The following is a 23355-nucleotide window of genomic DNA, read 5'->3' as shown; positions in this document are numbered from 1 at the left end:
CTCGAGTAATCGGCTCAGAACGGGAGTCCGGCGTACTGCTCGGCGAGGGCCGCCTGAGCGTGACGCGAACCTGTGGTGTATTCAAGCTGGCCGACCTGCGTGCGGTACCGGAATGCCCTCGTCGCCTCGTCCGGGCTCTCGCGGTGCACGTGCAGCATCTCCGTCATCCACTGCGAGAACTGCTGCACCTTCCACTGCCTGGCCAATGCTGAGCGGCTGTAACTCTTCAACGGTGTCTCATCCCCGCCGTACCGCGCCACCAGCGACCGGCCCAGCAGCGCTACGTCGGCGATGGCCGAGTTGAGGCCCTTAGCGCCGGTCGGCGGCACGATGTGGCCGGCGTCGCCGGCGAGGAACAACCGCCCGTGCTCGAGCGTCGAGGCGACGAAGCTGCGCATCGGGGTGATCGACTTCTCGCTGATCGCGCCCTCGTGCAGGGTCCAGCCCGGTGTGCCCAGCCGCAACTGCAGCTGCTCCCAGATGCGGTCATCCGGCCAGTCGTCGATCGATTCGTCCGGGTCGACCTGCAGGTACAGGCGCGAGACCTCGAGCGATCGCATCGAGTGCATCGCAAACCCTGAAGGGTGCAGAGCGTAGATGAGGTCGTCGGTGGAGGGCGGCACGTGCGAGAGAATGCCCAGCCACGCATACGGATAGCTGCGCTCCAACGCGCGGATGCCTGGAATAGCCGGCCTGCACACCCCGTGGTAGCCGTCGGATCCGATCACGAAGTCGCAGTCGATCCGGAGTTCGTCGCCGTCGTGCGCGGCCGTCACGAACGGCGCATCGCTCTCCACGTCGTGCGGCTGAACGTCGGACACCTCGAACCGCACGTCCGACCCGATGCGATCGTGCTCGGCCAGCAGGTGCTTCACTAGCGCCTGCTGCCCGTAGATCGTCACCGTGCGTCCGACGAGGTCGAGAAAGTCGATGTGGTGACGCTGACCCTCGTACTGCAGGTAGATGCCGTGGTGTGTGAGCCCGCGCTCCGCAAGGTCGCTGTCGAGGCCGAGTTCACGCAGAATGTCGACAGACCCCTGCTCGAGGACTCCGGCACGGATGCGCCCCAGGATGTATTCCCGGCTCTTCTGCTCGAGGATGACGAACTGGATGCCGGCCCGATGCAGGATGTGCCCGAGCAGCAGCCCCGCGGGGCCGGCTCCGATGATGGCGACTTGCGTTCGCACCGGCTATGCCTCTCACGTCGATGGGAAGGTCACGTTCATCGTGCCGGGACGCGTGGCTCGTGCGGCAGCGGTTTCCACCGGGTGGAAGACAATTACGGGTGCGCGCCGAGCGCTCCCGAGATACCGCGGGCGGCCATCCGCACCCCCAGCGCGAACTGAGGCTCATTCCGTCGTTCGGCGTGGGCGATGATCGAGACCGCCGCGACCACTTCGCCACCGGCATCCCGCACCGGAGCCGCCACCGAGAAGGCGCCGCGGGTCAACTCCTCGATCGAGACGGAGATGCCCGTGGAGCGGATGTTCGCCAGCCGCGCCCGAAGCTCCCGCTCCCCCGTCAACGTGTTCGGCAGGAACTTGCGCGGCTGTGATGCAAGGACCTCCTCGAGCGTGTCCCGTGGCGCGTGCGCGAGCAGCACGAGCCCCACACCCGTCGCGTGCAACGGCAGCCTGGCGCCCACGTCGCTGATCACCGAGATCGCCCCCGGCCCGGAGAGCCGTTCGAGGTAGATCACGCCGAGGCCGTCGCGCACGGCCAGGTGCACGTGCTCGCCGGTTGCCTCGAGCAGGTCTTCCAGGTAGGGCAGCGCCAGCTCCCGCAACCGCCTCGCGGTCGGCTGTCGCACGCCCAGCCGCCACAGCTTCATCCCCACCCGATACCGTCCGTCGTCGCCGCGCACGAGTCCGCCCCAGTCGACCCACTCCTTCAGCAGGCGGTGCGTCGTGGAGACCGGCAGGCCGGCCCTACGCGCGACGTCGCTCAGCGTCAGCGCGTCGCCGCGCTCGAACGCGTCGGCGACGGCGAACACCCGCTGTGCGACGCCGCGGTCATCCATCGGGTGCACCATGAACGCACCATAACCGACGCCGCGTTCTCCGCATCCCGCTCGTTAGGCTCGAGCCATGAGCAGGATCTTCACCACCACCGTCGCCTCGGTGTATCCGCTCTACCTCGCCAAGGTCGAACGCAAAGGTCGCACGAAGGCGGAGCTCGACGAGGTGATCAGCTGGCTGACCGGATACGACGCCGCGGCCCTCCACAGCCGGCTCGAGTCGGGTGCCACCTTCGAGGACTTCTTCGCGGATGCCCGCCTCAACGAGAACGCCTCGCTCATCACCGGCTCGATCTGCGGCGTGCGCGTCGAGACGATCGAGGACCCGCTGATGCAGAAGATCCGCTACCTCGACAAGCTCGTCGACGAACTCGCGAAGGGCAAGCCGATGGAGAAGATCCTGCGCACGCCGGCCATCTGAGATGGCACCGGCTCAGGCCCCGCGGCTATGCATGCGGTGACCACGTCTCGTCTACGGTCACGAAGCCTTCCTTTGTCATGACTCGGCGTCGCCGCCCGTACATTCGTTCCAGGAGCGGTACCTCTTTGTCGCGGTAGTCGTGGACAACCGCTGGCAGCGAGGCTTCCGCGCTACCGCGGGTGATGCGTCCGAGTTGCTGGATCACGCGACCCTTGAAGGAGACAGGAACCGCGAGAAACAGCGTGTTGAGGGTCGGAAGGTCCAGGCCTTCCCCGGCGATCTTGTCGATGGCGATGAGTACGAACGATCGACGCTGTGAGTCTGCCGCCCGAAGCTCGTCCCTTGTTTCACGACGTCCGGCAGAGGACATGCGCCCGTGGAGCCGGAACACCGGCGCACCGCATCCTTCGATGGCGTCCGCGAGCGCGTCGAGATGATCAAGTCGGTTCGTCAGAACGAGGCATGCGCGGCCTGCGTCGGCTGCGTCCCTGACATGCTGCGCGATCATCTCGTTGCGATCAGCATCTGACGCGAGCTCGGAATAGATCGCCTGGATCGAACGCCCGTCCGTTCCCGGCTCTTCGGTCGTGAAGCCGGTCTCGTGTGTGATCAACTCGCGATGAGCGCGATCGATGGTGTCCATCACATGCCGGATGGGACCGCATTGCATCGTGATCAGCCCGTTCATCTGGTCGGCGCGATAGGGAGTCGCCGTCAGCCCAGCCCAGTAGCGGGCGTTCACTTTTCGCAGGGCCGCCTCGGTCGCGGGTGCCGCGACAGCGTGGCATTCGTCGATGATGATCTGGCCATATTCCTCGAGCACTGCCGCGTCGGCGTTCCGATGCGATATGGACTGCATCATGATGAGATCGACGAGTCCGCGCCGTTTTCTCCGGCCCGCCCCGAGCTGGCCGATCTGCTTGTCCGTCAGTCCGAGAAACTGCCCCAGGCGTTCGCGCCATTGCGTGAGCAGCTCGGCCCGGTTCACCAGGATCGCCGAGGGCGTGGCACGGTGCGCAATGAGCGCGCAGGCTATGACCGTCTTGCCCGCGCCCGGAGGTGCTACGAGTACACCCGTGTCATGTGCGAGAAGCGCCTCGACGGCTTCGCGTTGCTCACTCCGGAGTTCTCCCGTGAAAGTCACCTCTACACTTGTGGGGCTGTCCGCCATGAGGTTGATGACGACGCGGAAACCCGCGTCGCGCAGCAACGCTGCCGCTTCATCCGTAAGGCCGCGGGGCAGCCGCAACTCTTCTTCGTCGTGCTCGAAGCTGGTGACAAAGCGGGGAGTGCCGTACGTGCTGAATCGCTGTGCCTGTTTGCGGTAGAACTCTGGGTTGGGCACGGACGACATGTGTTTGAGTTCAGTAACGACGATGCCCGGAAGATCGCTCGTCGGAATATGCAGGACGGCGTCACGGCGCAGTTCAAGCACTCGCCCAGCGGTTGTCCGAGCCAAAGCCCTGATACTCGCTCGCCGCGGTCGCGCGCCCAGCGACTCCGACGGACCGACACGCGCATCCACCAAGGTCGTACCGAGTTTCATGATGCGCTCTACGGGCACCGGACTTATGGCCGCGAGCGCCGCGAACTGATCCTCGTATGGACGCCATGTCGCCGGATCGGCGAACACTGTCGTTCCGCGACGCCGGCAGTCTCCCTGTAATGGAAGCGCGATGAGGTTCCCAAGGCGCGCCCTGCCAGGTGATCGTTCCGGCAGAGTGTCCTGCGAAGGGAAGAAGCGGTCGTAGCTGCGGAAGTCCATCTTTGGCCGCCGTGCCATAGCAGCACGCAGCAGCCGCATCCCCGCCGACCGGGCAAGTGCCGCCGACACAGGCCCGGCGAAGAACATCCACACGTGTGCTCCTGCCCCAGATCGCGAAATCTCAGTGAGAACGTCGATCTCAGCGCGTTCGCATTCTGCGACGAAGGCAGCGGCATCCAGCCGCCAATCCGCGTCGTCGAAGTCGCACACCAGGAGACGGCACCGGTCCTCGTCAAGCATCGGATAGAGGCCCACATGAAATTCGCGATCGCCGGACTGCGTGCCACCGCGAAGGTGACGTTCGATGATCTTGTCGTCGAGAGCGAGGTGATCAGCCGCGGACTCCGATCCTGTGTAGAAGCCACCACGAACCGCTGGACTCCACCCGGACTTGCCCGTGCGAGCACTAGTCCACCTGACCGCGTAGGCATCCTCTCGACCGATGAAGCGCGCCCTGAAGAGCGCGAGCTTCTCTGAGCTCGAGGACGCGGCGGTCACGCTCGGTCGCGCTCCATGGCGAACGGCCACCGGGATGCCGGCACTTCCGCGCCGCACCTGATCGCTTTCTAGCCGGACGAGCGCGGCGCGGGCCTGCGCCAGTTCGCTTTCGAGAGTGGTGATCCGCGAGCGCAGCGCGTTGATCTCGCCGTCAAACTCCTGCGATCCCACGCATATCAGGCTACTGACGAGACGGCGCCGCGCCTCCTGGCTCTCACCACGCGAGGCCCGCGTTGCCGTCTACGACTCGAAACGGTGGATCCAGAACTCGATGAGGAGCCCCGACCTCCCGTTGTCGAAGTCAGCGAGTGCCGTACGGTACCTGTCGAATTCCCGGGTGTTCCGATCGACGGCCACCTCCACGTAGGGCAGGTCGATGCGAACCAGCAGTTCGCTCATCAATGCCCGGACAGTGCGCCCATTGAAATCGGCGAACGGGTGGATGCGTAGGAACTCCCCTTCGGCGTATGCAAGCAGTTCAAGCTGGAGGTCGGGCGTTTCCGCGTTCGCAAGGCGTGCACGCACGTTGTCGGCGTAATCGCGCATGAGCATGGGGACGAGGAAGTTCTCGGGGGCAACATGATTGCCGATCTGCACGGGCTCGCGCCGCCACCGGCCGGCGATCTCGGGGAGAAGGTTGCCGATGATCTCCCGGTGGAAGCGTCGGATGAGATCGTCGTTGTATGGATGTCCCGTGAACTCGCCGCGTCCAATGCGCGTCAACAGCGAGGCAAGGTGCGGCGCGATCGCGTCCGCGAGTTGCGCGTAGTCAATATGGCCGTCGGCGGTGGCGAACCGACGGGTCAGACTTCCGTCTTCTTCGCCTGCTGGATCCACGCGTCCGAAACCGGCTCGTTCTCCATCGCCATGCTCGCGGCGACACGGTCGACCACTACGGAAAGCCGCGCCACACGTTTCTCGTCTTCGGTGAGAGCACGCCAACGCGACAGCGACTCTGCCGCTGACTGGCTGATCGAAACGGTGGGGCTCATGGCCCGGCCATTCTACTCCGGCACTTTGGGACTGCACCTTGCGCGCGCCTACGTTCCCCCGGCACATCGATGCCGCCCGGGGAAGTTCCCCTATGGTCAAATCATGGAAAGCACCGCATCGGAGCGGAGCGGCAACCCACTCCGCATGGGAATCGTCAGAGAGCCCGATGGCGAGACGCGTGTCGCCGCGACCCCGGACACCGCGGCGAAACTGGCCGGCCTCGGCTACACGGTCGTGGTCGAACGCGGGGCGGGAGCCGCGGCATCCTTTCCCGATGACGCGTACGAGGGCGCCGGCGCCGCGATCGTCGACACCGCCGAGGCGTGGTCGTGCAATGTCGTGCTGCGGATCAACCCGCCGACCTCCGCCGACATCGCCCGGTTGAAGGACGGCGCCACCATCGTCGGCATGCTGAGTCCCTCGCTTCGGCCCGAACTCCTGCAGTTGCTGGCTGTTCGCGACCTCACCGCCATCGCGATGGATACCGTTCCCCGCATCTCCCGCGCCCAGTCGATGGATGTGCTCAGCTCGATGTCCAATATCGCCGGCTATCGCGCCGTCGTCGAGGCGGCCCACGAGTTCGGCCGTTTCTTCACCGGGCAGGTGACAGCGGCGGGAAAGGTGCCGCCGGCGAAGGTGCTCGTGGCGGGCGCGGGTGTCGCAGGCCTCGCCGCGATCGGAGCGGCATCCAGCCTCGGCGCCGTGGTGCGGGCGACCGATCCGCGCCCCGAGGTCGCCGACCAGGTGCACTCGATCGGCGGCGAGTACCTGCCCGTCGACGTGGCCGTCGAGCAATCGACCGACGGGTACGCCAAGGCGACCAGCGAGGCGTACGACCGTCGGGCCGCCGAGATCTACTCGGAGCAGGCGGCGGAGGTGGATGTCATCATCACCACCGCGCTCATCCCCGGTCGTCCGGCTCCCCGGCTCATCACTGCCACGGACGTCGCCCGCATGAGACCGGGCAGTGTCATCGTCGACATGGCGGCGGCGCAGGGCGGGAACGTCGAGGGCTCCGTTCCCGGCAAGCGCGTCGTCACCGAGGGCGGGGTGATCATCCTCGGCTACACCGACCTCGCCGGACGGCTGCCCACCCAGGCATCCCAGCTCTACGGCACCAACCTGCTCAACCTGATCAAGCTCCTCACGCCGGGCAAGGACGGCCGCCTGGTCATCGACTTCGACGACGTCGTTCAGCGCGCGGTCACCGTGGTGCGCGACGGATCGATCACGTGGCCGCCTCCGCCGGTGGCTGTCGCGGCGGCTCCGAGCACGATGATGCCCAAGCCCGAGAAGGAGGCGCCAGAACCGAAACGAAGGACGTCGCCGCGCGCCCTGACAGGGCTGGTCGCACTGGGAATCGCGGCCCTCTTCGCGGTGTGCGCGTTCGCCCCTCCGCCGCTACCGCAGCACTTCCTCGTTCTCGTGCTCGCCGTGGTCGTCGGGTTCTACGTCATCGGTCACGTGGCGCACGCACTGCACACCCCGCTGATGAGCGTCACGAACGCGATCTCGGGCATCATCATCGTGGGCGCGATGGTTCAGATCATGGCGCCCTCCCCCGTGGTTCAGGCGATCGCCGCGGTCGCGGTGCTCGTCGCATCCATCAACGTGTTCGGCGGCTTCGCCGTCACCCGCCGCATGCTCGCCATGTTCACGAAGGCGGAAGACCGGTGAGCGCGGCAACCGCGATCGCCGACGCGGCTTACATCGTCGCGGCACTCCTCTTCATCATGAGCCTCGCCGGGCTCAGCAAGCACCAGACGTCGCGCCGCGGCGTCGTGTACGGGATCATCGGCATGACGATCGCCCTCGTGGCCACCGTCATCGTCGTGCTGACCGGTGCGTGGGGCTCGTCGTCCCTGCCGCTCGGCCTCACGTTCCTCGTGGTCGCGATCGTCATCGGTGCGGTCATCGGCCTGTGGCGGGCGCGCACCGTCGAGATGACGGGGATGCCTCAGCTCATCGCCCTGTTCCACAGCTTCGTCGGCGCGGCGGCAGTGCTCGTCGGCTGGAACGGCGCGATCGACACCAGAGGCATTCCGGCGGATCTCCTGGGCGTGCACCATGGCGAGGTCTTCATCGGGGTCTTCATCGGCGGCATCACCCTGACCGGGTCCGTCGTCGCGTTCCTCAAGCTCTCGGCACGCATCTCCTCGAGGCCGCTCATACTGCCCGGCAAGAACGCGCTGAACATCGGCGCCCTCGTCGTCTTCGTGGCGCTCACCGTCTGGTACATCGCCGCACCGCAGCTGTGGCTCCTGATCGTCGTCACGGCGCTCGCCCTGGCGCTCGGCTGGCACCTGGTCGCCTCGATCGGCGGCGGCGACATGCCCGTCGTCATCTCGATGCTGAACAGCTACTCCGGATGGGCCGCGGCAGCTGCCGGGTTCCTGCTGAACAACGACCTGCTGATCGTCACGGGTGCGCTCGTCGGCTCCTCCGGCGCCTACCTCTCCTACATCATGTGCAAGGCCATGAACCGCTCGTTCCTGTCCGTCATCGCGGGTGGCTTCGGGATCGAGGCACCGTCGAAGACGGATGCCGGCGGCGGCGAGCACCGGGAGATCGACGCGGCTGGAGCGGCGGCGATGCTGGAGGGCGCCTCGAGCGTGATCATCACGCCCGGGTACGGCATGGCCGTCGCCCAGGCGCAGTACCCGGTCGCCGAGCTCGCCCGTCGCCTGCGGGAGCAGGGTGTCGAGGTGAGGTTCGGCATCCACCCGGTCGCCGGACGCCTGCCGGGGCACATGAACGTGCTGCTCGCGGAGGCCCGGGTGCCGTACGACATCGTGCTGGAGATGGACGAGATCAACGACGACTTCGCCTCCACCTCGGTCGTGCTGGTGATCGGCGCGAACGACACGGTCAATCCGGCCGCCGCCGAGGACCCGGGAAGCCCGATCGCGGGGATGCCCGTGCTGCGGGTCTGGGAGGCGGAGAACGTCATCGTGTTCAAGCGGTCGATGGCGGCCGGATACGCGGGTGTGGACAACCCGTTGTTCTACCGCGACAACACGCAGATGCTGTTCGGCGACGCGAAGGAGCGGGTCGAAGACATCCTCAAGGTGCTGTCGAGCCAATCGGAGCCGGCCCAGCGCCAGGCCCGATGAACGGCCGCATCGAACAGGTCTCACCCGGCGGGCGGCGTCGGCTCCCCCAGCGACAGCATGAGCCGGTTCGCCCAGTTGAAGAATGCGGCACCGTGGATGACGTCGGCGATCGCGAGATCGTCCAGCCCGGCATCCCGCAGCTGCCGCACGTTCTCGGCGGTGAACTGGCCGGGCGTGCGGGTGAGTGCGACCGATGCGTCGATCGTCGCGCGCCACTGCGGGTCGTCCTGCGGGGCTGACGTGCCGTCGTCCAGAAGCCGCTGCACGTCGTCGGGTCGCTTCGACTTCTGCGAGGCGAACCGGGCGTGCACGGACGCGCAGAACAGACATCCGTTCGTGCGCGAGGCCGCGGCAGCGGAGAGCTCGCGCTGGGCGCGGGTGAGTCCGCCCTTCTCGTTGTAGAAGATGTCGTTGTCGGTGCGGGTACGGGCACCGAGGATGTCCGGGTCCCGCACGAGCAGCCGGAAGTACGGGCTGTTCGCGCGTCCCTTGTCGACAAGCCCGGCGTAGTGACGCTCGGTGAGAGCATCGACGGGCAGCGGTTCGAGCCACGCCTCCCAGCCGAGCTGGGCCTGGGTGAACGCGTTGGGACGTTCGAACGAGTGACGGATGACCTGCTCGGGCATCACAGCTCTCCCTTCAACACGGTGAGGCCCGCGACGACGCGGAGCTGGAAGTTCAGGAACGACACGAGCTGCGAGAGCGTCACGATGCCGGTGGTCGACCAGCCGGCGTCCAGGAGCGATTGCAGCGCGTCGGGCGTCGCGTCTCTCGGCCGGTACGTGAGCAGGTGGGTGTGTGTCAGCGCGGCCGCCAGCCGCGGACCGATCACTGCGGCGAGCTCGGCCGTGGGTTCCCAGTGCTCACCGGCGACGTTCTCGGCACTGAGCGGTCCTTCCGGATAGTCCCCGTACGGGCCGGTGGTGATGGCACCGGGCGCTGCCGCCTCGAGCGCCGCAAGCGTGTCCTGCGGGGCCGCCGCCAGAAGTTCCCGGTAGTGCAAAGCGGTGCCGCTCTGCGCAAGCGCGACCGCCCAATACGCGATCGCGAGCCTCTCCAGCTGCGAGACGTGCTCGAGCTCGTCCGAGGCGAACAGGGCGTCGTAGCTCGCCTGCGCGTTCCGCTTCGCCTCAGGACGTCGCAGCCGCAGCTCGAAGAGCGCGTCTCCGTCGCGGATGCCCACGAGTTCGTCGATGACGTCGGTGGCCATGGGGTTCCTCCTAGTGTTTCCAGCCGAGTTGAGGCGCGATCCGTTCGGCGATGAGCTCGAGCGAGCGGAGCACCACTTCGTGCGGCGGATCGACCGGATGCGCCTGCAGCACGATGTCGGTCGCGCGCGGCAGGATCGGGTCGTCCTTCAGCGTCGCCAGCACCTGCTCCGGAGTGCCGATGTGCAGGTCGAGGTAGGCGGCGAGCTCGGCATCGTCTGCCTCGGGTACGGTGACGCCCTGCGCACGGAGTGCCGGAAGCGAGCGTGCGATGCCCTGCGCGCGCCATTCTCGGGCATCCTCCTCGCTGTCGACCACGAGAACGGAGCGGGACGCCATCACGCGCGGCTCGACACCCGGCAACGCGGCGACGTAGCGGTCGACGATCTCGACCTGATCGGATGCCGACCCGCGGCCCGTGTACTCGCGTCGCGGCTGGGTGCGCGAGAGCATGAGTCCGTGCCCGGCCCCGCCGATCCGCTCGGCGCCCGTGGCGGAGAACGTCGCCTCCCACAGCGTGTCGGCGAGTTGCGGCGCAGGCGGATACAGGGCGCCGCCGTCGCTGGTCAGCACCTCGCCGGACAGCGCCCGCAGCAGGATCTGCTTGTGGTCGGCGTAGATGGCCGGCCGGTCCTCGGGAGTGTGCCCGAACGGTGGGAACGACGACGCCGTGCCGCCGGAGCCGATGCCGAGCTCGAACCGGCCGTCGGAGAGCAGCCACAGCACGGCGGCGTCCTCGGCCACGCGTAGCGGCGCCTCCAGCGGGAGCGTGACGATGCCGGTGGCGAGCACGATGCGAGAGGTCTGCGCCGCCGCCTGCGCGAGCAGCACGAACGGCGACGGCAGCCCGCCCTCGTCGCGATGGAAGTGGTGCTGCGCGACCCACGCCGTGTCGAACCCGAGCTCCTCGGCGCGCACGATCTGCGCAAGTGCGTTGCGGTAGCGCTCCACCGGTTCCACATCGTCGAGCAGCCGCGTGAAGTAGCCGAGCCTGGGGCTGGTGGTCATGACTGTCGTCCCTTTCCGAGGTAGGCCTCTTGGATCTGCGGGTCATCGAGCAGATCGCGCGCTTCGCCCTCCAGCACGATCGCACCGGTGGCCAGCACGTAGCCGCGCGACGCTATGGAGAGCGCGAGCTCCGCCTGTTGTTCGACGAAGAGCACCGCCACGCCGAGCTCCCTGTTGATGCGGGCGATCTCGTCCAGCACCTGGTCGACGAGCTTGGGCGAAAGCCCCATGGTGGGCTCGTCCATGCAGATCAGCCTGGGCCGGCTCATCAGGGCGCGCGCGAACGCCAGCATCTGCTGTTCTCCGCCGGAGAGGGTTCCCGCCTCCTGTCTGCGACGCTCGGCGAGTCGCGGGAAGTGCTCGCGCATCCGTTCCAGATCTTCGGCGATTCCCGCGCGGTCCGATCTCGTGTACGCACCGGTGAGCAGGTTCTCGTCGACCGTGAGCTGCGGGAAGACGCGGCGCGCCTCCGGCACTGAGGCGATTCCGGCTTTGATGCGCTGCCTGGTGGACGAACGCGTGATGTCGCGGCCGGCGAAGTGCACGGATCCCTTCTTCACCGGCGTCAGCCCGAGAATCGTCTTCATCGTCGTCGACTTGCCGCTGGCATTGCCGCCGAGCAGGGAGACGATCTCGCCCTCGCCGACCGTGATCGTGTTGCCGCGCAGCGCGTGGAACGGGCCGTAGTAGACGTGCACATCATCGAGTTCGAGCAGCGCGGTCATGCCAGCACCTCCCCGCCGAGCCCGCGACGCCGCCCCAGGTAGGCCTCGATCACCGCGGGATCGCTGCGCACCTCCTCCGGTCTGCCCTGCGCGATGATGCGGCCGCCGTCCATCACGATGATGCGGTCGGAGACGGTCATGACGAGGTCGAGCTTGTGCTCGACCAGCAGCATCGCCTGACCGGATGCCTTCAGCTCGAGCAGCTGTTCCAGCACCTCCGCGGTCTCCGACTGGTTCATCCCCGCGGTCGGCTCGTCGAGCACGAGCAGCTTGGGCTTCAGGGCCAGCGCCCGCGCGATCTCGGTGCGGCGCCGGTTGGCGTAGCTGAGCGTGTACGCCGGATCGTCGCGCCTGGGCCCCAGCCGCGCCTGGAACCGCTGGATCTCCTCCTCGATCGTCGCGTCGATCGCCTTGCGCTCCCTCCGCGATGCAGGTGTTCCCACGATCGCGATGAACAGCTCGGCCAGCAGCGGGATCCAGCGCAGCAGGAACACGTGCGAGAGCCTGCGGAACGGCCTGCTGGCCGTCAGCGTCGAGTGGATGCCCACCTCGATGTTGTCCGCCACGGAGAGCGTCGCGAACACCCGTCCGTTCTGGAAGGTGCGGCCGATGCCGTCCTCCGCGATCCGTGCGGTGTCCGCATGACCGATGTCACGGCCATCCAGGATGATCGTGCCCGCGTTCGCCCGGATCGTTCCGGTGACGAGGTTGAGCGTGGTGGTCTTGCCCGATCCGTTGGGGCCGATGATCGAGACCACCTCGTGCGGCGCGACCGTGAACGAGACGCCGTCGACCGCCTTCAGCCCGTCGAAATGCCGCTCCAGGCCGACCACCTGCAGCAGCTCCTCCGCCTCTGTGCTCACTCTTTCTGCGCGCACTCCTTCTGTGCTCACTCCTTCTGGGCTCACGAGTTCCTCACCAGGATTCCGCCAGGCCGGAACCTCACCACGAGGATCAGCACCAGCCCGTACACGACGATGCGCAGCTCGTCCGTGAAGCGCAGTGCCTCGAGCCCGCCGATCAGGATGAGCGAGCCCACCACGGCCCCGTACGGCAGGTTCACGCCGCCCAGGATCACGATCGTGACCACGACGAGCGACATCAGCATCGAGAAGATCGACGTGTCGATGTACGTGTACTGGTGCGCCAGGAGCGACCCGCCGATGCCGGCGAAGAACGCGGAGATCGCGAACGCCAGCGCCTTGTAGTCGCGCACCCGCACGCCCGAGGCGAGCGCCGCGACCTCATCCGCTCCGACCGACGAGATCACCCGTCCGAGGTGGGAACGACGGATGCGCCACATCACCAGCAGCGTCAGCACCAGCACGCCCAGGTCGATGAAGTAGAAGTCCTGCGCGGTGAACAGCACGGTGTCGCCGATCTTGGGCCACGGGATGCCCTGCACGCCGAGGGGCACGATCAGCTGGATGACCGCCACGATCACGATGCCGATACCGAGCGTCGCGATCGAGATGTAGTGCCCCTTCACGCCCCAGATGGGCGAGGCGAGTATCGACGCGATGAGGGCGGCGGCAAGGCCCGCCAGTGGCAGCGCCACCCAGAACGACACGTGCAGGTAGAGGGTGATCAGAGCGGAGGCGTACGCCCCGATGGCGATCGGTCCTGCCTGGCCGAGTGCCATCACCCCGGCCTGCCCTGCGGTGATCGTGAAGCCGGAGGCGATGATCGCGTAGACGAGCACCTGGGTGCCGGTGCTGAGCACGTAATCGTTCCCGATCAGCGGAACGATGACGGCGGCGACCGCGAGCGCCGCCGGCCAGACCCAGCGCGGAATCCGGAACGGCCTGCCCTTCCCCAGGAACGTGCCGGTCAGCGGTTCGCTGGAGATCAGCGGCACCTTGCCAAGCAGCCCGCCCGGCCGGATGATCAGCACCGCGATCAGGATGACGAACACGATGATCTGGTCGGCGCTTCCGCCGAAGAAGTAGATCCCGAACGACTCGAGGATGCCGAGCACGAATCCGCCGATCACGGCGCCGACCAGCGACCCGAGACCGCCGAGCGTCGCAGCGACGAACGCCGTCATGCCGGTCTCGAGCCCGGATGTCGGATCCGCGACTCCCACGTAGAGCGCGATGAAGATGCCCGCGAGCCCACCGAGGGCCGACGCGATCACGAACGAGAGGTTCTGCACCAGCGCGACGGGGATGCCCATCTGCAGGGCCGCCTCTTGGTCCTGCGCGGTCGCCCTGATGGCCCTGCCGACCTTGCCGTACTTGAGGAACAGCGACATCACGATCATGACGCCGGCCGTGATGCCGAGCATCACGACATCCGCGGTGCCGAACCGCATGTTGCCGACGTGCAGGTTGGATGTCTGCAGCACCTGCGGGAAGACGCGCGAGTTCGCGCCGAACGCGGCCTGCGACGTGTTGTCGAGGATCAGCGAGACCGCGTACGTCGAGAGCATCGCCGCCAGCGGCAGGAACTTCGCCAGCGGACGCACGACGGCGGCGTTGATGATCAGTCCGAGCGCCGCGCACACAACCAGCACGAGCGGGAGCGCCAGCCAGAACGACAGGCCGAGGCGGGCGACGAAGAACCACGTGAGCATGGCGCCCAGACCGAAGAACGAGAACTGGGCGAAGTTGACGACGTTCATGACGCCGAAGACGAGGGAGATGCCGACCGCTCCGAGGGCGTAGACGTTCCCTCGGAGCACGCCGGCGATCAGTGTGTCAAGCATGGGTGCGCAGGTCTAACGGCTCAGCCGTTGTAGACGACCCATTTGCCGCCCTTGAGAATCGTGGGCGTGAGCTGCGGCGACTGCACCCGACGGGTGGTCGGGTCGAACGTGATCTTTCCGTAGACGACGCTCGGAACATCCTTGACCTCTTTGAATCCCTTGAGGATCCCCTCCCGCGTGATGCCGCCCTTCTTGGCCGCAGCCACAGCGACGTTGAGCGCGTCGTACGCGCCTGCCTCGAAGCTCGTCACGTCGGTCTCGTTCGGATACTTCTTCTTGAACGCCGTCACGAAGCTCTTCACCGCTGGGTCGGTGCTCGTCTCCACGAACTGGGCCCCGTTGATGGCGCCCTCGGCAGCCGGTGTGCCGTCGAAGGACTCCTCGTCCTGGCCGCCGAAGAAGGTGCCCTTGTACCCGATCGCGCGCAGCTGCGTGACGATCTTGGAGGCATCCGGACCGTAGCCGATGTGCACGAAGGCCTGCGGGTTGCCCTTGACCGCCTTGATGAGCGACGGCTTGTAGTCGTCAGCGGTGTCGAGCACGGCCTCGGAGTCCGTGATCTTCAGACCGATCTTGTCGGCCTCCGACTTGAAGGCCTGGAAGGCGGGGATGCCCCAGTCCGCGGTGTTCAGGTAGCTCACGCCGACCGACTTGATGCCCCGCTTCTTGATGTAGTCGGCGGTCCACTTGTAGGTGTCACTCGTCGTGATCGACGTGGACCACTGGTACTCCGAGCCCTTCGCGGTGAAGTCGGGGTTCGAGTTGTTGAAGCCGTACTGCAGCAGCTTGCCCGCCGTGTAGATCGGGGAGGCGGGTATGGATGCCGCCGACGAGTAGTCGCCGAACACCAGCACCACGCTGCTGTCGCCCACGAACTTCTGGGCGACCGGCACCGACTGCTTGGGGTCGGACTGCGAGTCCTCGTACTTCAGCGCAACCGGGTGGCCGTTGATGCCGCCCTTCGCGTTCACCTGCTCGACGGCGAGGTCGAACGCCTCCTTGAACTGCTGTCCGTACTGCGCGTACTGGCCGGTCTCGGCCGCGGAGACCCCGAAGTAGACGGTGCTCTTCTTGCCCGAGCCGCTCGTCGACGACGCATCCGCTGCACCACTGCACGCGGCGAGACCGAGCGCCATGAACCCGGCGACGGAGACGACGGCTGCGCGTTGAAGGAGCTTCTTCATGGGACTTCCTCTTCGTGTCGGGTGGCGCGTGCACAGGCATCCGGTCTCCCGCACTGCTGGTCGAGCTTGTCGAAACGAGGTTCACGTCGCGTCCCGGTTTCGACAGGCTCAACCCTCGGGGAGCCGACGCGACGATGCGTGGATGGTTCGGCGACCTTGCGGGCGCCTACAGGTGACGCCACACTATGGCCGTCGGGGCGCGCGACCCGCGCGACCGGTAACAGACGGGAACCGAAGGCAACACGGCGTCACGAGGGAAGAAATTCCTGGCGCCGCCGGTTGCAGCATGCTTGCGCTTTTCCTACAGGACGAGCTCCCAGTCCTGTCCGACGAGGTCGGCGCCGAAATTGTGATGCGGTTTCTCGGCGACGAGCTGGAAGCCGGCGCGCTGATAGATGTGCCGAGCAGACTCGAGCACCGAGTTGGTCCAGAGGACTGTCTTGCGGTAGTCGGAGCGGCGGGCGAAGTCGAGGCAGGCATCCACGAGCGCGCTCCCGGCACCGCGCCCGCGGCCGTCGGGCGTGACGAGCAGCAGGCGCAGCCGGGCGACGTCCTGCCCCGCGTCGACGCACATCACGCAGCCGATGCGGCGGCCGTCGACCTCGGCGATCCAGGCACGTTGTCGTTCGGAGCCGGCGCCCTCGGCGAAGTCGGCGACGATGCGAGCAACCAGCGTCTCGTAGTCGGTGCTCCAGCCGAACTGCTGGGCATACACCTCGGCGTTCGCCATGACCATCCATCCGAGGTCGCCGGGCCGGTCGGCGGTCCGCACTGTGACATCCATGTCATCCTCCGCGAAGAACTCACTGGAACAGTCGTTCCAGTGGCGATACTATCGCGACATGCCCGAAGTGAGAACGGATGCCTCGCCACGTCGCCACGAGCTCGCCCGGCGCGGGTATGAGTACGTCTCCGAGCACGGTCTCGCCGACCTGTCCCTGCGGCCGCTCGCCGACGCGATCGGTACGAGCGCCGGCGTGCTGATGTTCCTGTTCGGCAGCAAGGACGGCGTCGTGCGGGCCATCCTGGCCGAGGCACGCGCGGATGAGCTCACCATGCTCGACGAGGTGCGTCGCTCGTCCTCTCACGCCGACCTCGCAACGGTCGCCGGGAAGGTGTGGGCCTGGCTCGCCGCACCCGAGCATCGCCGACTGCTGAACCTCTGGGTCGAAGCGTACGGGCGATCGTTGATCGCGCAGGACGGCCCATTGGCCGGCTTCGCCGCCGAGACCGTGCACGACTGGCTCGTACTCTTCGATGCGTTCGGCGACGGCACCGACGACGCGAAGATGCGCTCGAGGGCCGTGCTCGCCGTGCTGCGCGGCTGCATGCTCGACCTGCTCGCGACCGGGGAGCGGGTACGCGTGGACGCTGCGTTCACGTCGGCCCTCGCCGGCACGGCCTCGCCGTCATCCCCGTCGAGTACGGTTGCCTGAAACACCGACTATGGAGGATGTATGGGGTACGCCGTCGACTTTGTGAACGTGTCGACCACGGGACTCGAGTCGTCCCCCGTGGCCGAAGCGCTTGCAGGCCTGCGCGCCAATGAGGCGCGCTACTTCAAGAACAAGTACGACCACACGTTCACCGTCGTTCCGGCCGACGAGGCGACGGGAGCGCTCGATCGGGTGAAGCGCATCCTGTTCGAGGAGCGAGGTATCGTCATCGCTTCGCGTCCGCTCGAGGTGACGGAGTTCGAGGTGGACGACATCCGCATGACGTACGTGTTCTACGAGTCCGGGCTCTCCATCAACGTGATGTACACACTCGATGACGGCGGAAAGCGGGCCGTGGGTTTCAAGCTCGCCGAGGGCATGGAGGTGCCGGAAGAACTGGCGTCGAACTTCAAGTTCGCCCGGCAGAAGTCGCGGCTGGCCGGCGTCATCCGCGGGTCCTACTTCGTCATCAAGGGCGCTTACTGAGCGCTCGGGCCGGAGTCTCGCTCACCGTTCAGCCCAGGGCTGTGTGGCCGTGGCGAGAGGGGAACCGGCCTCGATCGCACGGCGGATCTCGAGCTGCAGGTACTGGTCCTGGCACGCCTCGGCGACGCTGTACACGGGGGCGCCCCCGCCTGCGTAGGCAGCCATCCCGTCGAGAAGCGCCGCGATGCTCAGCTCGTCGTCCGCCAACCGAGCCGGGCGATATCGGTTGTCGTAGAGGATGCCTCCCTCGAAGGCGTACGACCGCAGGAACTTCCCCTCGTGGTTCCCGGCACCACCCGCCTCGACGCGTTCGATGCGGCTCTTCACCGGTGTGAACCCATCCCGGAGGTGGCGTACTGTCTCGTCTCTGAGCTCGCCGCGGGATCCGCGCACCTGAACCGAAGGTGTGCGGATCCACGACCGGTACTGCTGGTCGTGGAACTCGTAGGCACCGTGCGCTCCACCGTCGAACTCGAGCCACGCCGAGGTGCGGATGCCGTCGACGAGACGGTCCTCGAGCGGATCGCCCTGCCGGCTCGGCCCGTCTTGCAGGCGTTCGGAGAATCGGCGGGCGGTGATGCGCGCATTCTGGAACTCGATGCCGAGAAACCGCCGCAGCACGCTCATGCCGTGATAATCATGCGCGATCGAGACGGATGCCTCCGACACCTCGCCCACCACGCCTCTCCGAACCACTTCGAGTTGCGCCGAGACCAAGGGCTCGAGGTGGTACTGCTCCGCGACCTGGATGCGTGCACCTTCGCGAACCGCGTCGACGAGTGCGAGGCAGGACGGCAGGTCGGGCGCCACCGGCGTCTCCGTGAGAACTGCGTGGCCTGCTCCGGTCAGGGCGAGGATGATATCGGTCGACACGGACGGGCTGACCGCCACGACGACGAAGCCGGGCCTGCCGCGGTCGAGGTCGTCGATCGAGTCGACGGTGTCCACCGACCACCGATCGCGGATCTCTTCGCGATTCTCGGGCCTGCGCGCCATGACGGCGGTGACTCTGAACCGCTCGGGCAGCGCATCCGCCACCCGCAGGAACGCCTCTGCCCGGTACCCGCCTCCTACGATCGCGAGGGTCGCCGGCTCCGTGGGTGTACGCATCGTGGTCATGTCCCATGGATACCCGACGTGCCGCGGATCCACCTCCGGCCCAACCCTCAGAGCGGAGATCCGGCGCCGCCCAGCTCTGCAAGCCTGGTCCAGACCCGCTCGGCGATGTCGGGTCCCGGATCCACCGTGCGTGGGTCTGGCGCCACGCGCACGGGCTTGCCCCGCATGCCCTCCGCGGGCGCGTAGTACTCGCCGCCCTGAGCATCGGGGTCCGTCAGCGCGCGAACGCCGGACCAGGCTGCGGCGTCCTTTCCCTGGGCCCACGGAGTATAGGGATTGCGCCGGTATCGCACGGTCTCATCGCGTACGCCCGGCCTGCGGGGCGTCTTCGCATCCACACCCACACCTGGACGCGTCACAATCGAGTCCAGTGGAAGCCCTGCCGCTCGAAGGCGGCGGTCGAGCTCGAACGCGAACACCTCGGTGGCCGTCTTCGCCTTCACATACGCACCGATCCCGGTGCGCGGTGTGTGCTCGACGTCGGCGACGCTCGTGGGGAACCGCTGAACGTAGCCCGTCGAGGCGTGGACGATGCGACGGTGCCCATCTATTCCCTGACCGAGAAGAAACGGCATCAACATCGCGATGAGCGCGACGTTGGCCACGGTGTGAGCGCCGAGCATGAGCGGCAGGCCATCCTCGGTGAGCGCGCGACGCGAGAACTCCATGGGACCGCCATTGAGAAAGATTCCGTCCAGACGAGGAAGTTCCGCGAGCCGGTCGGCCGCTGAGGCGACCGACGCAAGCGACGTGAGATCAATCCGAACGTGGTGCGTGATTGCGCCGGGCGCCTGCTGGAGGATGGCTTCGCTCGCCTGCTGAAGTTTCGTCTGCGCGCGGGAGGCGAGCACCACTTCAGCGCCGGCCGTCGCGAGCTGCTCGGCAGCGAAGTAGCCGATTCCGCCGGTGGCGCCGGTCACGGCGTAGACGCGGCCGCTCAGATCGGGCAGTCGCTGTGGATCCCAGTTCATCTGCTCTCCTCCAAAGCGGATAGGTTGTCCGCTTACTCTAGTGCAACCGGACAAGCTATCCGTTTTGTTACGATGAGCGGATGCCCGCCCTGAGAGCCGATGCGGCGCGCTCCCGCGCTCGGATCCTCGACGCCGCGCGCGCTCGTGCACCCGAAAGCATCCGGCTCAATGACATCGCGCGAGACACTGGTCTCGGAGTCGGGACCGTGTATCGCCATTTCCCGACCGTCACGTCGCTTCTCGAAGCGCTCAACCTGGACGCGCTGAAAGAACTGGTCGAGATCGCCCGCGACGCCGCCGAGGGTCCCTCTGCCGGGTCGGCATTCGCAAGCCTCGTCAAGCGAGGCGCCGAAATGCAGATCTCCTGCGACGGCCTGCAGACAGTGCTCATCGCTGACGATGTCTCACCCGAATTCCGCGTGTTGCGAGAAGAGCTCGTTCGCCTCACCGATGTCGCTCTCGAAGCGGCCATTCGGGAGGGCCGGATCAGACCCGAAATCTCGATCGGACACGTCCAGCGGCTCGTGTGCGGTCTCGAGCATGCCGTGCGTCTGGGTAACGGCCGGGATCAGGAGCTTCTGATCGACGTCATGATCGCCGGCCTCAGCCCACGAACGCCCTGAAACGGCACTCGAGCGGGGCATCGATGCGGAGGACCCCGGCCACGGGTCTCGCGCATGTCGCCGGTCTTGCGTCGCAGCCTCCTGGCATCCGGGACTGGATGCACCGGCAGACCAGAACGCCGAGAGTTCGCGAAACGTAATCCCAGGCGAGAAAACCGCTTCTCGCCTGGGCTTTTCTGTCGGGATGACAGGATTTGAACCTGCGACCCCCTGACCCCCAGTCAGGTGCGCTACCAAGCTGCGCCACATCCCGTAGCCGTCCGCGAACGGCCTTGGACAGTTTACAGGGTGCGGAGACGGCGACCGCACCAACTCCTGGGACCCGCGATAGCGGCATGTCGGGGGCGCGCGATAGCTTGACCGCATGGCGACGAAGGTGCGCGACGACGCGGTGACAGACATCCGAGTAGAGCCGGTAGGCGACGTGCCGTGGAGCGACGTGCGTACCGTGTTCGGCATCCGCGGAGACCCGGCCACCTGCTGGTGCCAGTTCTTCAAGCTGTCGAACGCGCAGTGGCGCGAGACGGATGTCCCCACTCTCGAGTCCGCGCTGTGTGAGCAGGTGAGACGAGAACCCGGACCTGGCCTGATCGCTTACGTGGGCGATGAGCCAGCAGGCTGGGTCGCAGTGGAACCACGATCGACCTATCCGCGGCTTCGCACGAGCCGTATCGTTGCGCAGGGTCGGCCAGCGCAGCAGCACGACGACTCGAGCGTGTGGTCGATCACGTGCTTCGTCGTGCGGGTCGGATTCCGCAGGCGAGGCGTGGCATCCGCACTGCTCACAGCGGCGGTGGAGCATGCGCGAGTATCCGGCGCACGGATCGTCGAGGCTTATCCCGTCGACACCGATGAACGCACGGCGTCGTCGGCCGAGCTGTTCCACGGCGTGCTCTCCGTGTTTATCGGCGCAGGATTCGACATCGTCTCCCGGCCGCAGCCGAGCCGCGCCGTCGTGAGCCTCACCCTCTGAGTCCGGCCCGCACGACCTCAGCGTGCGGGACCTGCGCCGCCCTAGTCTTATCTGCATGAGCGCAGACGAGGGACGCCTTCGGTTCGAGCATGAGGCGATCCATAGCGCGGCCGAGCTGTTCGATGCGGGCAAGGCTGCCCGCGGCAAGCTTCCGCGCTCGGGACATGCGGAATACAAGCCGGCCAAAGGCCGCGATCCGGTGGGCATCCTGCGCAAGCAGCACGAGCAGCGCGTGTCCGAGTTGGTCCCGTTGCGCCTGGAGCGGATGACGGCCAGCCCTTTCGCGTTCTACCGGGGCTCGGCAGCGATCCAGGCCGCGGACCTGCGCGATGCGCCTCGCACGGGCGTCGATGTCACGATCTGCGGTGACGCGCACCTCGCGAACTTCGGCATCTACGCTTCGCCCGAACGCTCACTCGTCTTCGATCTGAACGACTTCGACGAGTCCGCGTACGGACCGTGGGAGTGGGACGTGAAGCGGTTCGTCACCAGCGTCGTGGTCGCCGCCCGGCAGCGTGGATTCAAGGAGTCCAAGGTGCAGACCGCCGCGCTCGAAGCCGCCGCGAGCTACCGCATCGCAATGCGGCAGATCACGCAGCTGAGTGTGCTGGAGCGGTACTACATCCGAGCCGACGTGCACAGGGGCCAGCGGCATTCGAGTTCTCAGAAGGTGCTCGATCACGCGATCGAGGCCGCATCCCGTCGCACGTCCGCGCGAGTGGTGCGCAAGATCACGAAGCGAGCCGACGACGGCTCGACGATGATCGCCGAGAATCCGCCGGTGCTGTCGCACGTGCCGGAGACGACGGAGAAACGCATCCTGGGCATCGTCAAGCGCTACCTCGCAACGGTGCCCTCCGACATCGCGGTGCTGCTCTCTCAGTACGTGCCTACGGATGCCGTGCGTCGCGTCGTCGGCGTCGGCAGCGTCGGCAGCCGCTGCTACATCATCGTTCTGTCTGGTCCCGCCGGCGAGTCGCTGGTGCTGCAGGTGAAAGAAGCCGTGGAGTCCGTCGCGGTCGAGTTCGGCGGCGCCAAGGCGGGAAGGGCGCCGGTCTTCGGTGACCGGGTCGAGCCCGACGAGCACGGGCACCGCGTCGTCGCGAACCAGCACGTGCTGCAGGCGGTCAGCGACCCGTTCCTCGGCTGGGTCAAGTACGACGGGCACGCGTTCTACATCCGGCAGTTCCGCGACCAGAACGTCTCCATCGACACCGAGACGCTCGACTTCCGGCCGTTCACCGACTACGTGGATGCCTGCGGCACGGTGCTCGCGCGCGCCCACGCCCAATCCCCTGCCGCCCCGTTCATCGCGGGATACCTCGGCGGCGGCACCCCGTTCGATTCCGCCGTCGCGGAGTGGGCATCCGCCTACGCGGACCAGTCGGTCGAGGACTACCAGGCACTGCGCAAGGCCGTGAAGAAGGGGGAGATCTGACCATGAGCGCGAGATTCGTGTACTGGATGAACGTCTCGCTCGACCTCTACATCGAGCACCAGGCCGGCGACCACTCCGATCTGGACGGCCCGGACTGGGTTCGCATCGGGGAGCCGCTCCATCGCGAATTCAACCGGCGTGCTCAAGGGATGTCGATGTTCGTCGAGGGACGCATCGTCTACGAGATGATGGACCCCTTCTGGCCGGATGCCCGCACCAACGAGTCGCTTCCCGCCTACCTGCGCGAGTACGGCGAGATCTGGACCTCGATGCCCAAGGTGCTCGTCTCGCGCACCCGCACGACAGCATCCCACAACACGCGCATCATCGGGGGAGACGACGCGATCGACCAGCTGGCCGCGCTACGGCAGAGTGCCGAGGGCGACATCGGCGTCGGCGGCGCGACGCTTGCCACGCAGTTGCTGCGCGCCGGGCTGATCGACGAGCTGATGCTGTTCACGCATCCGACCATCCTCGGCGCGGGGCGACCGCTGTTCGACGACCCGCACCCTCGCGTCGATCTCGACCTGCTCGAGCAGCAGACGTACGACCAGGGCGTCACGCTGCATCGCTACGCCGTGCGCGGGGCGAACTGAGCGATGCGCCACCACCGCAACAAGTGAGACTAGCTGCATGCGCCGACCCTGAGCGCATGGCGCCCGGTCTCAGC

The 23355-nt window shown here is 66.9% G+C and carries 24 protein-coding genes and 1 tRNA gene; 9 read left to right on the top strand and 16 right to left on the bottom strand.

What is annotated here, in order from left to right:
- Nucleotides 1-14 precede the first annotated feature (14 nt).
- Both ACYVII_RS07940 and ACYVII_RS07935 read right to left on the bottom strand, forming a co-directional pair.
- Complete coding sequence (locus ACYVII_RS07940; RefSeq protein WP_460533647.1) at nucleotides 15-1187, bottom strand: 4-hydroxybenzoate 3-monooxygenase; 1173 nt, start codon at nucleotides 1185-1187, stop codon at nucleotides 15-17.
- Between the two features lie 92 nt (nucleotides 1188-1279).
- Nucleotides 1280-2020 (bottom strand): IclR family transcriptional regulator, encoded by a 741-nt coding sequence (locus ACYVII_RS07935; RefSeq protein ID WP_460533644.1) that lies wholly within the window; start codon nucleotides 2018-2020, stop codon nucleotides 1280-1282.
- A 67-nt stretch (nucleotides 2021-2087) separates the two neighbouring features.
- Between ACYVII_RS07935 and ACYVII_RS07930 the strand changes: the two genes are divergently transcribed.
- On the top strand, nucleotides 2088-2438 hold the full coding sequence (locus ACYVII_RS07930) for a DUF2200 domain-containing protein (protein WP_460533641.1): 351 nt from the start codon (nucleotides 2088-2090) through the stop codon (nucleotides 2436-2438).
- A 25-nt stretch (nucleotides 2439-2463) separates the two neighbouring features.
- On the opposite strand, the gene ACYVII_RS07925 is transcribed toward ACYVII_RS07930, so the two are convergent.
- The 3 genes from ACYVII_RS07925 to ACYVII_RS07915 all read right to left on the bottom strand — a co-directional run bounded on the left by ACYVII_RS07925 (nucleotide 2464) and on the right by ACYVII_RS07915 (nucleotide 5693).
- The gene (locus tag ACYVII_RS07925; RefSeq protein WP_460534040.1) at nucleotides 2464-4701 is read right to left on the bottom strand and encodes a TOTE conflict system archaeo-eukaryotic primase domain-containing protein; all 2238 of its coding nucleotides are present in this window, start codon (nucleotides 4699-4701) and stop codon (nucleotides 2464-2466) included.
- Nucleotides 4702-4941: 240 nt separating this feature from the next.
- Entirely contained in the window at nucleotides 4942-5538 is a 597-nt protein-coding gene (locus tag ACYVII_RS07920) for a Fic family protein (protein WP_460533638.1), read from the bottom strand.
- On the bottom strand, nucleotides 5505-5693 hold the full coding sequence (locus ACYVII_RS07915) for a hypothetical protein (protein WP_460533635.1): 189 nt from the start codon (nucleotides 5691-5693) through the stop codon (nucleotides 5505-5507). Before ACYVII_RS07915 ends, ACYVII_RS07920 begins: the two co-directional genes overlap by 34 nt.
- A gap of 103 nt (nucleotides 5694-5796) precedes the next feature.
- Between ACYVII_RS07915 and ACYVII_RS07910 the strand changes: the two genes are divergently transcribed.
- Both ACYVII_RS07910 and pntB read left to right on the top strand, forming a co-directional pair.
- Nucleotides 5797-7371 (top strand): NAD(P) transhydrogenase subunit alpha, encoded by a 1575-nt coding sequence (locus tag ACYVII_RS07910; protein WP_460533632.1) that lies wholly within the window; start codon nucleotides 5797-5799, stop codon nucleotides 7369-7371.
- A gap of 56 nt (nucleotides 7372-7427) precedes the next feature.
- Entirely contained in the window at nucleotides 7428-8807 is a 1380-nt protein-coding gene (gene pntB, locus ACYVII_RS07905; protein WP_460534037.1) for a Re/Si-specific NAD(P)(+) transhydrogenase subunit beta, read from the top strand.
- Between the two features lie 20 nt (nucleotides 8808-8827).
- On the opposite strand, the gene ACYVII_RS07900 is transcribed toward pntB, so the two are convergent.
- The 8 genes from ACYVII_RS07900 to ACYVII_RS07865 form a co-directional block, all read right to left on the bottom strand.
- A complete protein-coding gene (locus ACYVII_RS07900) occupies nucleotides 8828-9433 on the bottom strand; it encodes a carboxymuconolactone decarboxylase family protein (RefSeq protein WP_460533629.1) in 606 nt (201 codons plus the stop codon).
- Entirely contained in the window at nucleotides 9433-10017 is a 585-nt protein-coding gene (locus ACYVII_RS07895; RefSeq protein ID WP_460533626.1) for a CMD domain-containing protein, read from the bottom strand. Before ACYVII_RS07895 ends, ACYVII_RS07900 begins: the two co-directional genes overlap by 1 nt.
- A 10-nt stretch (nucleotides 10018-10027) precedes the next feature.
- Nucleotides 10028-11023 carry an LLM class oxidoreductase gene (locus ACYVII_RS07890; protein WP_460533623.1) on the bottom strand — a complete coding sequence of 332 codons (996 nt, stop codon included), beginning with the start codon at nucleotides 11021-11023 and terminating at the stop codon, nucleotides 10028-10030.
- Nucleotides 11020-11748: an ABC transporter ATP-binding protein gene (locus ACYVII_RS07885; protein WP_460533620.1), complete on the bottom strand. Its 729-nt coding sequence runs from the start codon at nucleotides 11746-11748 to the stop codon at nucleotides 11020-11022. Before ACYVII_RS07885 ends, ACYVII_RS07890 begins: the two co-directional genes overlap by 4 nt.
- A complete protein-coding gene (locus ACYVII_RS07880) occupies nucleotides 11745-12611 on the bottom strand; it encodes an ABC transporter ATP-binding protein (RefSeq protein WP_460533617.1) in 867 nt (288 codons plus the stop codon). Before ACYVII_RS07880 ends, ACYVII_RS07885 begins: the two co-directional genes overlap by 4 nt.
- A 41-nt stretch (nucleotides 12612-12652) precedes the next feature.
- Nucleotides 12653-14455: an ABC transporter permease gene (locus ACYVII_RS07875; RefSeq protein ID WP_460533614.1), complete on the bottom strand. Its 1803-nt coding sequence runs from the start codon at nucleotides 14453-14455 to the stop codon at nucleotides 12653-12655.
- 20 nt (nucleotides 14456-14475) lie between these two features.
- The gene (locus ACYVII_RS07870; RefSeq protein WP_460533611.1) at nucleotides 14476-15639 is read right to left on the bottom strand and encodes an ABC transporter substrate-binding protein; all 1164 of its coding nucleotides are present in this window, start codon (nucleotides 15637-15639) and stop codon (nucleotides 14476-14478) included.
- A 301-nt stretch (nucleotides 15640-15940) separates the two neighbouring features.
- Nucleotides 15941-16423, bottom strand: coding sequence for a GNAT family N-acetyltransferase (locus tag ACYVII_RS07865; protein WP_460533608.1), 483 nt, complete (start codon nucleotides 16421-16423; stop codon nucleotides 15941-15943).
- A 58-nt stretch (nucleotides 16424-16481) separates the two neighbouring features.
- Between ACYVII_RS07865 and ACYVII_RS07860 the strand changes: the two genes are divergently transcribed.
- On the top strand, nucleotides 16482-17075 hold the full coding sequence (locus ACYVII_RS07860; RefSeq protein ID WP_460533605.1) for a TetR/AcrR family transcriptional regulator: 594 nt from the start codon (nucleotides 16482-16484) through the stop codon (nucleotides 17073-17075).
- Nucleotides 17076-17096: 21 nt separating this feature from the next.
- Nucleotides 17097-17561, top strand: coding sequence for a phage tail protein (locus ACYVII_RS07855; protein WP_460533602.1), 465 nt, complete (start codon nucleotides 17097-17099; stop codon nucleotides 17559-17561).
- A 21-nt stretch (nucleotides 17562-17582) separates the two neighbouring features.
- On the opposite strand, the gene ACYVII_RS07850 is transcribed toward ACYVII_RS07855, so the two are convergent.
- Together ACYVII_RS07850 and ACYVII_RS07845 are read right to left on the bottom strand one after the other, a co-directional pair.
- The gene (locus tag ACYVII_RS07850) at nucleotides 17583-18680 is read right to left on the bottom strand and encodes a Gfo/Idh/MocA family oxidoreductase (protein ID WP_460533599.1); all 1098 of its coding nucleotides are present in this window, start codon (nucleotides 18678-18680) and stop codon (nucleotides 17583-17585) included.
- Between the two features lie 47 nt (nucleotides 18681-18727).
- Nucleotides 18728-19651 (bottom strand): SDR family NAD(P)-dependent oxidoreductase, encoded by a 924-nt coding sequence (locus ACYVII_RS07845; protein ID WP_460533596.1) that lies wholly within the window; start codon nucleotides 19649-19651, stop codon nucleotides 18728-18730.
- Between the two features lie 80 nt (nucleotides 19652-19731).
- On the opposite strand from ACYVII_RS07845, the gene ACYVII_RS07840 reads away from it, so the two are divergent.
- Nucleotides 19732-20274 carry a TetR/AcrR family transcriptional regulator gene (locus tag ACYVII_RS07840; RefSeq protein WP_460533593.1) on the top strand — a complete coding sequence of 181 codons (543 nt, stop codon included), beginning with the start codon at nucleotides 19732-19734 and terminating at the stop codon, nucleotides 20272-20274.
- A gap of 179 nt (nucleotides 20275-20453) precedes the next feature.
- Here the strand turns inward: ACYVII_RS07840 and ACYVII_RS07835 are convergent.
- Nucleotides 20454-20527 (bottom strand) — tRNA-Pro (locus ACYVII_RS07835).
- A gap of 111 nt (nucleotides 20528-20638) precedes the next feature.
- Here ACYVII_RS07835 and ACYVII_RS07830 point away from each other — a divergent pair.
- The 3 genes from ACYVII_RS07830 to ACYVII_RS07820 are packed head-to-tail and all read left to right on the top strand — an operon-like array spanning nucleotide 20639 to nucleotide 23281.
- The gene (locus ACYVII_RS07830; RefSeq protein WP_460533590.1) at nucleotides 20639-21247 is read left to right on the top strand and encodes a GNAT family N-acetyltransferase; all 609 of its coding nucleotides are present in this window, start codon (nucleotides 20639-20641) and stop codon (nucleotides 21245-21247) included.
- Nucleotides 21248-21302: 55 nt separating this feature from the next.
- Nucleotides 21303-22685, top strand: a complete 1383-nt coding sequence (locus ACYVII_RS07825; RefSeq protein WP_460533587.1) for a DUF2252 domain-containing protein — start codon at nucleotides 21303-21305, stop codon at nucleotides 22683-22685.
- A 2-nt stretch (nucleotides 22686-22687) separates the two neighbouring features.
- Nucleotides 22688-23281, top strand: coding sequence for a dihydrofolate reductase family protein (locus tag ACYVII_RS07820; RefSeq protein ID WP_460533585.1), 594 nt, complete (start codon nucleotides 22688-22690; stop codon nucleotides 23279-23281).
- Nucleotides 23282-23355 lie beyond the last annotated feature (74 nt).

The sequence above is a fragment of the Humibacter ginsengiterrae genome, from assembly GCF_054780115.1.
Note: the sequence above shows the minus strand (reverse complement) of the source record. Positions and strands in the feature narration are given on the sequence as shown.

Excerpts from the sequence above, each read along its gene's own strand:
- ACYVII_RS07825 (WP_460533587.1), top strand. The coding sequence starts at position 21,303 with ATGAGCGCAGACGAGGGACGCCTTCGGTTCGAGCATGAGGCGATCCAT.
- ACYVII_RS07830 (WP_460533590.1), top strand. The coding sequence starts at position 20,639 with ATGGCGACGAAGGTGCGCGACGACGCGGTGACAGACATCCGAGTAGAG.
- ACYVII_RS07875 (WP_460533614.1), bottom strand. The coding sequence starts at position 14,455 with ATGCTTGACACACTGATCGCCGGCGTGCTCCGAGGGAACGTCTACGCC.
- ACYVII_RS07890 (WP_460533623.1), bottom strand. The coding sequence starts at position 11,023 with ATGACCACCAGCCCCAGGCTCGGCTACTTCACGCGGCTGCTCGACGAT.
- ACYVII_RS07870 (WP_460533611.1), bottom strand. The coding sequence starts at position 15,639 with ATGAAGAAGCTCCTTCAACGCGCAGCCGTCGTCTCCGTCGCCGGGTTC.
- ACYVII_RS07820 (WP_460533585.1), top strand. The coding sequence starts at position 22,688 with ATGAGCGCGAGATTCGTGTACTGGATGAACGTCTCGCTCGACCTCTAC.
- ACYVII_RS07845 (WP_460533596.1), bottom strand. The coding sequence starts at position 19,651 with ATGAACTGGGATCCACAGCGACTGCCCGATCTGAGCGGCCGCGTCTAC.
- ACYVII_RS07860 (WP_460533605.1), top strand. The coding sequence starts at position 16,482 with ATGCCCGAAGTGAGAACGGATGCCTCGCCACGTCGCCACGAGCTCGCC.
- ACYVII_RS07930 (WP_460533641.1), top strand. The coding sequence starts at position 2,088 with ATGAGCAGGATCTTCACCACCACCGTCGCCTCGGTGTATCCGCTCTAC.
- ACYVII_RS07910 (WP_460533632.1), top strand. The coding sequence starts at position 5,797 with ATGGAAAGCACCGCATCGGAGCGGAGCGGCAACCCACTCCGCATGGGA.
- ACYVII_RS07885 (WP_460533620.1), bottom strand. The coding sequence starts at position 11,748 with ATGACCGCGCTGCTCGAACTCGATGATGTGCACGTCTACTACGGCCCG.
- ACYVII_RS07895 (WP_460533626.1), bottom strand. The coding sequence starts at position 10,017 with ATGGCCACCGACGTCATCGACGAACTCGTGGGCATCCGCGACGGAGAC.
- ACYVII_RS07855 (WP_460533602.1), top strand. The coding sequence starts at position 17,097 with ATGGGGTACGCCGTCGACTTTGTGAACGTGTCGACCACGGGACTCGAG.
- ACYVII_RS07865 (WP_460533608.1), bottom strand. The coding sequence starts at position 16,423 with ATGGATGTCACAGTGCGGACCGCCGACCGGCCCGGCGACCTCGGATGG.
- pntB (WP_460534037.1), top strand. The coding sequence starts at position 7,428 with ATGAGCCTCGCCGGGCTCAGCAAGCACCAGACGTCGCGCCGCGGCGTC.
- ACYVII_RS07840 (WP_460533593.1), top strand. The coding sequence starts at position 19,732 with ATGCCCGCCCTGAGAGCCGATGCGGCGCGCTCCCGCGCTCGGATCCTC.
- ACYVII_RS07900 (WP_460533629.1), bottom strand. The coding sequence starts at position 9,433 with ATGCCCGAGCAGGTCATCCGTCACTCGTTCGAACGTCCCAACGCGTTC.
- ACYVII_RS07915 (WP_460533635.1), bottom strand. The coding sequence starts at position 5,693 with ATGAGCCCCACCGTTTCGATCAGCCAGTCAGCGGCAGAGTCGCTGTCG.
- ACYVII_RS07850 (WP_460533599.1), bottom strand. The coding sequence starts at position 18,680 with ATGACCACGATGCGTACACCCACGGAGCCGGCGACCCTCGCGATCGTA.
- ACYVII_RS07935 (WP_460533644.1), bottom strand. The coding sequence starts at position 2,020 with ATGGATGACCGCGGCGTCGCACAGCGGGTGTTCGCCGTCGCCGACGCG.